The sequence below is a fragment of the Luteibacter sp. genome (assembly GCF_036500425.1).
Lineage (GTDB): Bacteria > Pseudomonadota > Gammaproteobacteria > Xanthomonadales > Rhodanobacteraceae > Luteibacter.
Map to the genome: position 1 here is coordinate 64,207 of NZ_DASYCB010000058.1, position 9,553 is coordinate 73,759.

Sequence of the window (9,553 nt, forward strand, 5' to 3'; positions counted from 1 at the left end):
AGTGAGACTTCAAGACCATACCGATTTCACCACGCTGCACTGGGTCAAGGCGGAGCTCGATGACGCCTTGTCCAAGGCACGCCAGGCGCTCGAGTCGTACGTCGAGGATTCCCGCGACACCTACGTCATGCACACCTGTGCCGCGGACCTCCACCAGGTCCACGGCACGTTGCGCATGGTCGAGCTGTATGGCGCGGCCATGGTCGTGGGCGAAATGGAGCAGTTGGTCGCGGCGCTGATCAGCGATCGCGTGGCCAACCGCGATGAAGCCTACGCCGCGCTGATGCGCGGCATGATGCAGATGCCCGATTACCTCGAGCGCCTGCAGAGCGGCCACCGCGATGTGCCCATCGTGCTGTTGCCGCTGCTCAATGACCTGCGTGCGAGCCGTGGCGAACAGTCGCTGGATGAATCCGCGCTGTTCACACCCAATCTCGATACCGCGCTCCCGTTGGGTGCACCGGGCGCGGCCGATCCGGCCGTCGCCGAGGCACACCGTCGTGAGCTGCCCGAACTGCGTGCGCGCTTCCAGCAACAGCTGCTGGCGTGGTTCCGCGGCCAGGGTAACGAGCGCCAGTTGCTCGGCATGCGCGCCACGCTGGATAGCATCGCTGCGCGTTGTTACACCATTGCCGGCCGCCGCCTGTGGTGGATCGCCGCAGGCGTGCTGGAAGGCCTGGAGCGCGGCGTGCTGCGCGCCCATGAAAAGGACGTGCGCCAGCTGATCGGCCGCGTCGACCGTTCGATCCGCGAACTCGTGGATGGCGGCGAAGAAGCCATGCTCACGGGGGATTCGGATGAACTCGCCCGTAAACTCCTTTATTACGTCGCCCAGGCCAAGCCGGGCAGCGAGCGCATCGACGAGCTGCGCCAGGCCTACCGCCTGGACGGCCTGCTGCCGCGCGCGGCGGAAGTCGAGCACGCACGTGGTTCCATGTCGGGCCACAACCGTGCGCTCCTCGATACGGTGTCGGCTGCGATCAAGGAAGACCTGCTTCGCGTGAAGGAATCGCTTGACCTGTTCCTGCGCCGTCCCGACGGCGATCCGGGCCAGCTTGGCCCGCAGGCCGATGTGCTCGACCGCGTGGGCGATACGCTGGGCATGCTTGCCCTTGGCGTGCCGCGCCGTGTCGTCGGGGAACAGCGCAGGATCCTTGGGGAGATCGCCGCGGGTTCGCGTGCGCCTGATGAAGAATCCTTGCTCGATGTCGCCGGTGCACTGCTCTACGTCGAAGCATCGCTGGACGACCATATCGAGCGCCTCGGTGCCGAAGGCGATACCCCGATGTCCGAGAGCGGCCCGTCGCCGCTGCCGCGCAGCGAGGCCCGCCACATCCTTACCGCGCTGATGCGCGAGGCCACCGCGAACACCTCGAAAGTAAAGGATGCCATCGTCGCGTTCGTCGAGTCGCAGTGGAACCACGACCAGCTCGTCGGTACCCCGGAGTTGATGGCCGAGATCGGCGGTGCCATGCAGATGCTGGGCGCGCCGCGCCCGGGCGAACTGGCCGATGGCATCGGCCTGTTCATCCACCGCGAACTGCTCGGTGACCGTCGCGTGCCCAATGGCGCGCAGATGGATCGCCTGGCCGACGCGGTCGCCGCACTCGAGTACTACCTGGAGGCTGCGCGCGAACACCGTGGTGGCCTGGACCATATCCTCGACGTCACCCAGCAGAGCCTGGCTGAGCTGGGTTACTGGCCCGTGCCTGTCGATGCCGCGGCCGAAGGCCTGGGTAGCGAGGCACTGGGTGAGATCGAAGCCAGTGCTGTCGAGCACATCGCCGTGCCGTCGAGCAGTGAAGATGCGGGTGACACCGTGTCCAGCTTCGCCGACACGTTCGATCTCGTCGACGAGCCACCGGCCGTCGCGGAAGCCGCCGCGCCAGTCGTTGATGCAGTGGCCGCCGCGCCGGCGCGCGCCGACGACGAATGGGTCGAGATCGAAGAAGAAATCGAGCAGGAAGTGGGTGGCGATGCCGGTGTGTCCGACTTCGCCGGCTTCCAGATCACCGTCGATGGCATCGATGACGAAATCCGCGAAATCTTCCTCGAAGAGACCCAGGAAGAGATCGATAACCTGCGCAAGGCACTTGCCGCATGGTTGCCCGATCCAGAGCGACCGGATGCGCTTATCCTCGTTCGCCGCTCGTTCCACACGTTGAAGGGTTCCGGCCGCCTGGTCGGTGCCCGCCTGCTGGGCGAATTCGCCTGGAAGGTGGAGAACACGCTCAATCGCGTCCTCGATGGCTCGATCGCACCGCACGAAGGCGTGCAGGCGCTGGTCGGCCATGCCGTCGAGGCGCTGCCGCAGCTGAAGGCAGCGCTGGAAGGCGATACCCATGTCACGGCGCCTATCGCGGCGATCATGGAAACCGCCGATCGTCTCGCCCTTGGCGACATGGCCTTCGTCGAGGACGTCGCCCGCAACGCGGTGCAGAAGGTGCGTACCAAGGTGAAGCGTCGCGTTCTGCGCGACACCATCGCCGCCGTGCCTACCGCTGCGTTCGCCGGCTATGGCCACGCCACGCCGGCCGAACCCGAGCCGTTGCCGGTTGATGAGCCGGTGTATGCGGCCCCGCCGCTACCGCCGGTCGACGCCGTGCTGCTCGATATCCTGCGCACGGAAGTCGCTCAGTACCTCAACGTGATCCGCGCCAATCTTGCGCGCGCCGGTGACGGCGACCTGCCGGTGGACGACGGCTTGCTGCGCGCCGTGCATACCCTGCACGGTGCCATCGGCATGGTCGATATCCCCGTGCTGATCCAGGTGCTGGCACCGCTGGAAGGGCTAATCAAGCGCGTCCGCGCGAGCGGCGTGCCGCTGCGTGCAGCAGGTGTCGACGCGCTGACCGATGCGGCCGACCTCGTCGATCACGTGATGGGCCTCTTCGATACCGAAGACCCGCGCGTGCCCGATGTGTCGGCGCTCGCCGCGCAAATCGTCGCTCTCCGCGACGAACAGCCGGAAGCCACCGTCGCTCATATCCTCTACGAGCCCGATCCGCTCCCGCTCGAAGACGAGCAGCCGGTGGAATCGCCGGTTGCAGAGGCACCGGCGCACCACGACGTGGCGCTCGACGCCCCCGTCGATGCCGAGCCGCTTTCTGCTCTGGACGAAGCCGAACTCGAAGCCTTCATCCACGAAGATGACCGGTTCGACGCCGATGTGCGTGAAGCGGAAGCTCACCTGGCCAGCGACGCCGCGGAGGCGGCGACACACGCCCATGACGACTTCGTGGCAGGCCAGGCGCCGACGCTGTCGCTCGAGGCCGAGCTGGAAGCCATGCTGGCCGGCGAACTCGCCGCGCTGGAGGGTGCTGCGGTGGATGCCGCTACGCCGGCACAGGGCGAGCCGCCCCAGGCTGACGAGCCGGTGGCGGAACCGTTCGTCGCATCGCTGGACGAACCGCACCACGACGAGGCATTCGACGCAGCCGTCATCACCGACGCCACCGATACCGGGTCGGCTCCGGCCGAGCACGGGAACGTCGAGCTGAACCCGATCGAGCTGGTCGATAGCGAGCATGACCTGACCGCGGAGCTGATGGCTTCGCTGGAAGGCTTCTCGGTCGAGCCGCCGGCCATCGACGTCACGCCGATCACCACCTACGATCCGAACGAAGACGCCGCGTGGCGCGCCCTCGTCGGCGAAGCCGACGCTGAAGCGCAGGCGTCGCTCGACGAAGCGCCGTCCGTCGAGACCGAACCCGAGACGGACCTGCCGCAGCCGATGTCCCACGACGGCGACGTGCTGCACACCGACGACGGCATCCTCGAAGAAGAATCGGTTATCGCATCGCTCGATGCCGACGACGCCCTTGTAGGAGCGCTTCTTGCGCGCGATCTCGAGGCCGCAACCCCGGAAACCGAAGCGACCACCGACCCCGAGGCGATCGAAGCACCGGTCACCATCGAAGACCAGTCCCACGAACCCCTCGCCGAGCCCGTGCACGAAGCGGTCGAAGACGAAGCCCCGGCACTCGTACCGGAGCTCTCGCCGTACGCCGATATCGACCCAGACCTGCTCGAAGTGTTCGTGGAAGAAGGCCGCGAAATCCTCGACCACGCCGATGCCTCGCTCGCCGGCTGGCGCGCGGAGCCGCAGCAGGGCGAGCATGTGGCCGCCCTGCAGCGCGACCTGCATACGCTGAAGGGCAGTGCACGCATGGCGGGCCTCGCCACCGTGGGCGATTTCGCCCATGCGATGGAAGCTCTGCTCGACGCCGTCGCCGGTGGCCAGCGCGAAAGCGACGGCCCCGCGATCGAGGCCATGGAGAACGGTTTCGACCGCCTGCATCGGATGATCCTGGCGATCGCAAGGCATCAGCCGATCGCGCTGAGTGAAGCCGACATCGAACCGTTCGCCCGCCTCGCGGGTGCTCCGATCGCGCCGGATACGCTCACCGCCGAGAACTACCGCGAAGAGCGCGAAGCCGCGACGCAGCCAGAGCCCTGGCAGCCGACGGTCGCGCAGCCCGAGCCGATCCCGGTCCTCGACCGCGCCTTGCCCGACCTGCTCCCGGAAATGGAGGAGGAGGAGCTCCAGCGCGCGTCGCAGGAACAGATCCGTGTCCGCGCCGACATGCTCGACACGCTGGTGAACCATGCCGGCGAAGTGTCGATCTACCGTTCTCGCCTGGAACAGCAGACCGCCAGCTTCCGTTCGACGCTTACCGAACACGAACAGACGGTCAGCCGCCTGCGCAGCCAGCTGCGCATGCTTGAGATCGAAACCGAAACGCAGATCATCGCGCGTTACCACCAGGAAAACCGCGACACCGCGTCGGCGACGTTCGATCCGCTCGAACTCGATCGCTTCTCGCAGCTCCAGCAGTACTCGCGTGCGCTCGCCGAGTCGGTATCCGATCTCGTGTCGTTGCAGACAATGATGGACGACCTGACACGCCAGACCGAAACGCTGCTGTTGCAGCAGCAGAAGGTCAACGCGGAGCTTCAGGAAGGCTTGATGCAGACGCGCATGTTGCCGTTCGATGCGATGGTGCCGAACCTTCGCCGTACGCTACGCCAGGCCGCCTCCGATGTTGGCAAGCGCGCGCAGCTGGTGGTGGAGGGCGCCAACGGCGAAATGGACCGCAACATGCTCGACCGCATCAAGGCGCCGTTCGAGCACATGCTGCGTAACGCGGTGGCCCACGGCATCGAGGCGCCCAGCGCACGCGAAGCGGCAGGCAAGAACGCTGAAGGCACGGTACGCATCCAGGTGGCGCGTGAAGCCACCGAGGTCGTGGTGCGTCTTTCCGACGATGGCGCGGGCATGGATCGTGACGCGATCCGCGAGAAGGCGATCGAGCGCGGCTTGCTGCGCCCCGATGCACGTGTCTCGGACGACCAGATCTATCAGCTGACCCAGGTGCCGGGCTTCTCCACCGCGGAGAAGATCACCCAGGTGGCAGGGCGTGGCGTCGGCATGGACGTGGTCGCCAACGAGATCAAGCAGCTCGGTGGCACCCTCGCCATCGAATCGCAGCGCGGCACGGGCACGACCTTCGTCATGCGCCTGCCGTTCACGCTCGCGGTGACCCAGGCTCTGATCGTCCGCATCGGTGAAACCAACTTCGCCATCCCGATGACCTCGGTGCACGGCGTGGCCAAGGTCGAACCGAACGAGCTCGCGCACCGCATGGCGGACGTTGATCCGCTGTTCGAATACGCCGGTGAGGATTACGCGATCCACGACCTGCCGCAGTTGCTCGGCGTGCACGTCATCGGTTCGCCGGATGAAGGTGACATCCCGCTCCTGTTGGCCCGTTCGGGTGACCTGCGTGCCGCCATCCGCGTGGATGCCGTGCTCGGTTCGCGCGAAATCGTGGTCAAGCCGGTCGGTCCGCAGGTCAGCTCGGTCCCGGGCATCCTGGGCGCCACGATCATGGGTGACGGTTCGCTGCTCATGATTCTCGATCTCGCCCCGCTCGTGCGCCATGGCGTCGCCCGCCGCGCGTTCGAAGCCGAGGCGGCCATCCCGCATGCCCCGCGCAAGCAGGATGAAGTGCGCGTCAAGCCGCTGGTGATGGTGGTCGATGATTCGATCACCATGCGTAAGGTGACCGGCCGCGTGCTGGAGCGCCACGAGTTCGAAGTGATGACTGCGAAGGATGGTGTGGATGCGCTCGAGAAGCTCAACGAGCGCGTGCCCGACCTGATGCTGCTCGATATCGAGATGCCGCGCATGGATGGCTACGAACTCGCTACGGCTATGAAAGCTGACGAGCGCCTGGCCGGCGTGCCGATCATCATGATCACATCGCGCACCGGTGATAAGCACCGCCAGCGCGCCTTCGATATCGGCGTGGACCGCTACATTGGCAAGCCCTACCAGGAGAACGACCTGGTCGTGCAGATCAACGACGTGCTCGGAGTAACCCATGGTTGAACGCGAGCCGTCCGTCGCGCTGCTCTTCGATGACGCGGGTCTCTCGGCCCACCTGCGCGACGCCCTCGTCGCGCAGGGCGCGCGGATCGTCTACGAGTCCGACCTGAAGGCGTTTGCTCCCGCGGAACTCGTCGGCTCGTCAGCCGACGTGGTCGTCGTGGACCTGGATGAACCCAGCGACTCCGATCTGGACAGGCTGTACGAGACCGTCGAAGGCGGCCATCCGCGCCTGGTGTTTAATGACGCCGATGCGAGCCGCAACCTCGAAGGCTGGGACCGGGCCCGCTGGGCACGTCACCTGGCGGCGAAGCTGGTGGGCGGCATGCCGCTTGACCCGCCGCGCCCGGACGATTCCCGCGCGATCGAACCGCGCGTCGCAGCGATCGCCAGCGAGCCGGCTCCCGCCGAGGAGTTGCTTGCCGAGCCGTTAACGGAGGACCTCTCTATCACGGGTGTGCACGGTTATGCCGAAACGCCCATGGCTGAGGTCGATGTGGTCGACGCACCGACACCGGTCGATGCCGTCGATGAACTCGAATTTTCCATGCCGCTTACCGAATCGTTCGACGAGGGGCAGGGCGTCGCTCCCGAAGATCTCGCCGCCGAACTCGAAGCGGTGCTGGCCGAGTCGGGCGCGGATGGCGTAAAGGGTTCGGATGGGATCGACGATCTGCCGTCCATGCCGCTCGAACTCACCGATCTCGCTTCGCTCGATCTCTCCGGTTTCGAAGTCGTCGACGACAGCCCGCTACCCACGGCCGCCGTCGAAAGCGAATTCGATGCCAGCCAGTTCAGCCTCGCGCCGTCTGATGAACTGGTCGCTGATGCCACGCGGAACGACATGCCGACTCTCGAGATCACCTCGCGGACCACGGATTATGTCGCGCCACCGGTGCCCGAATGGGACCTGATCGATCACGACACGATCGTTCCGGAAGCTGCGCTGCGCCCGGATGCGTCCGAGTTCGGCATTGAAACCATGAGCGCGGCCGAATACCTCGCGCACGATATCGTCGACGACGGCAGCGTCGCGATCGAGAGCGGCCTCAAGCTGGAACTCGTGTCGTTGGAGGAAGCCATCGCGCCTAGCACCGATGGCAAGTTCAGCCACGAGATGATCCTGGAGACCAGCACCCGCGCGGTACGTCGCGTGGTTGCGCTAGCCGGTGCGGCTGATAGCGAAGATGCCATCCGCCTGTTCCTGGCCGCCATGCCGGGCCGCTTGCCAGCCACCGTGCTCGTCGTGGCGCACCACGCAGACGACACGGCAGCGTTTGCCCAGCGCCTGGGCCGCGGCCGCGTGGCCGCCGACGGCGTGCCGACCAGCCACGGCGAGGTGCTTGTTGTCCCGCGCGGCGCACACGTTCAGATCCGCCGTGATGGCAGCGTTACCGTCCGCGACGACGGCAGCGCCGTCAACGCGACCGGCCCGTCCATCGACGGGATTTTCAGCACGCTGGCAGGCGGCTTCGGTGCCGACGCCCTGGCGATCGTGTTCGCTGGCCGTGGCAACGATGCGGTTGCCGGCGCGCAAGCGGTTTATGACGGCGGCGGCCGGGTCTGGGTGCAGACGATCGCGCCGGAGGACGAGCGCGGCCAGATGGTCACGGGCATCCGCGAGGAGCGTGTGGCCGGTTATGCGGGCGATGTCGCCGCGCTGGCCAGGAAATTGAACGAGGAATTCCCATGAGCGAGCCGTTACCGCGCGAGATCCGTTGCGTCCTGATTCCCAGTGGCGGCGTGCGCCTGCTGCTGCCCAACGCAGCCGTGGCTGAAGTGATCACGCTAGCCGGCGTCGAACCCGTGGCCGACGCCCCGGCGTGGCTGGCCGGCCGCATCGAGTGGCGTGGCTGGCACATTCCGCTGGTCAGCTTCGACCATGTGGCGAAACTCGCCGAGGACGCACCGCCGCAGGCGGCCCGCGTCGCCGTGCTCAAGGCCATCGGCAACCGCGCAGACATGCCGTATATCGCGGTGCTTACCCACGGCTTCCCGCGCCTGACCACCCTCAATGCCGAGCTCCTGCTGCCCACCCACGATGGCCACGACCTGCCATTCGGCGTCCGTGCCCACGTGCTGGTGCGCGACGACACCGCGGTGATCCCCGATCTCGAAGGTATCGAAGCTACCCTGGTCGAGATGCAGGAAGCCGCCTGACGCCCACGACACGCTACAAAACGCTTGACTCGTAATTGAGAATCATTATCATCAACTCCGCACCCTCACTTGCGGAGAGTTAGCCATGTTGATGAGAAGCCTTCCCCTGACCGAAGCCGCCGGCCGCGATAAGGTCGTCCCGTTGCGTGCGGTCACCACGGCCACCCGCCGCATCGAAAGCAAGAACCTCCTCGATGGTTCTCGCGAGCTCGTGATCGAGCACCAGGGCGCTGAGTACCACTTGCGCCTCACGCGCAACGACAAGCTCATCCTCACCAAGTAACCCTGGTTCCATCTCCCCGACGCCAAGCCACGCGGGCCTCCCCTCTCCGCCAGCCAGGCATCTCTTTCCAGGTCGTCACCGGGAGACGCCCCATGTTCGGTTGGCTCGCATCCTTCGGCGTGCAGTCGCGCGCCCGTAACGGCTCCACCACTCGCTGGCTCGCGGTGCCTCCGCGTACGCTGGTCGAAGGCCTTGGCCAGCTTGGTGGCGTGCTGTACCTCGCGCCGCGGCCCACGGGCTGCCCCGCGAACGCTGTCCCGCCCGCCGGTTGCCTGGTGGAAAACGCCGAGCTCGCACCCTTGATGTCTACGCACTTCGTCGGCTTGACCTGTGCCATCACGGCCGAGGGGCCGCGCGAGTGGCTCGATTGCGTGAGCGGGGAGGGGGATACGCTCGCACGCATCTATCTGCTCCCGGACACCGACTACCTCGCCTGGGATGGCCTGTTCGCCGGCGCCACACCGATCGACGCACCGCAGCGTCGCGCACCCGACCGCGAGTGGCTCCGTGCCTGCCGGGCACGCGTGCTGAGCTTCCAGCGTCGGCGCCTTGTCGGGTTCGACGTGCTCGGCGCGCGCGAAGTATCCATTTCCTCGCTAGGCCGTGGCGTCGCCCGCGACATCGCCGTCTCCGAATCCGTAGCCATTACCGGCTAAACGCCCTGTAGGAGCGCGCTTGCGCGCGATGGGGCTTGCGGGAAGCCCCATCGCGCGCAAGCG

Annotated in this window: 5 protein-coding genes; all 5 read left to right on the forward strand. The window is 66.6% G+C overall.

Annotated features, from left to right (window positions below; translation table 11 throughout):
• Position 1 precedes the first annotated feature (1 nt).
• The 5 genes from VGN46_RS14885 to VGN46_RS14905 all read left to right on the forward strand — a co-directional run bounded on the left by VGN46_RS14885 (position 2) and on the right by VGN46_RS14905 (position 9,490).
• The gene (locus tag VGN46_RS14885; RefSeq protein WP_331644551.1) at positions 2 to 6,394 is read left to right on the forward strand and encodes an Hpt domain-containing protein; all 6,393 of its coding nucleotides are present in this window, start codon (positions 2 to 4) and stop codon (positions 6,392 to 6,394) included.
• Complete coding sequence (locus VGN46_RS14890) at positions 6,387 to 8,084, forward strand: chemotaxis protein CheB (RefSeq protein ID WP_331644553.1); 1,698 nt, start codon at positions 6,387 to 6,389, stop codon at positions 8,082 to 8,084. Before VGN46_RS14885 ends, VGN46_RS14890 begins: the two co-directional genes overlap by 8 nt.
• Positions 8,081 to 8,551 (forward strand): chemotaxis protein CheW, encoded by a 471-nt coding sequence (locus tag VGN46_RS14895; protein ID WP_331644555.1) that lies wholly within the window; start codon positions 8,081 to 8,083, stop codon positions 8,549 to 8,551. Before VGN46_RS14890 ends, VGN46_RS14895 begins: the two co-directional genes overlap by 4 nt.
• Before the next feature lie 91 nt (positions 8,552 to 8,642).
• Positions 8,643 to 8,834, forward strand: a complete 192-nt coding sequence (gene hemP, locus VGN46_RS14900; RefSeq protein WP_414675263.1) for a hemin uptake protein HemP — start codon at positions 8,643 to 8,645, stop codon at positions 8,832 to 8,834.
• Positions 8,835 to 8,926: 92 nt separating this feature from the next.
• Positions 8,927 to 9,490 (forward strand): hypothetical protein, encoded by a 564-nt coding sequence (locus VGN46_RS14905; protein WP_331644559.1) that lies wholly within the window; start codon positions 8,927 to 8,929, stop codon positions 9,488 to 9,490.
• Positions 9,491 to 9,553: the final 63 nt, after the last annotated feature.

Coding starts and splice junctions, on each gene's coding strand:
- VGN46_RS14905 (WP_331644559.1), top strand. CDS start 8,927: ATGTTCGGTTGGCTCGCATCCTTCGGCGTGCAGTCGCGCGCCCGTAAC.
- VGN46_RS14890 (WP_331644553.1), top strand. CDS start 6,387: ATGGTTGAACGCGAGCCGTCCGTCGCGCTGCTCTTCGATGACGCGGGT.
- hemP (WP_414675263.1), top strand. CDS start 8,643: ATGAGAAGCCTTCCCCTGACCGAAGCCGCCGGCCGCGATAAGGTCGTC.
- VGN46_RS14895 (WP_331644555.1), top strand. CDS start 8,081: ATGAGCGAGCCGTTACCGCGCGAGATCCGTTGCGTCCTGATTCCCAGT.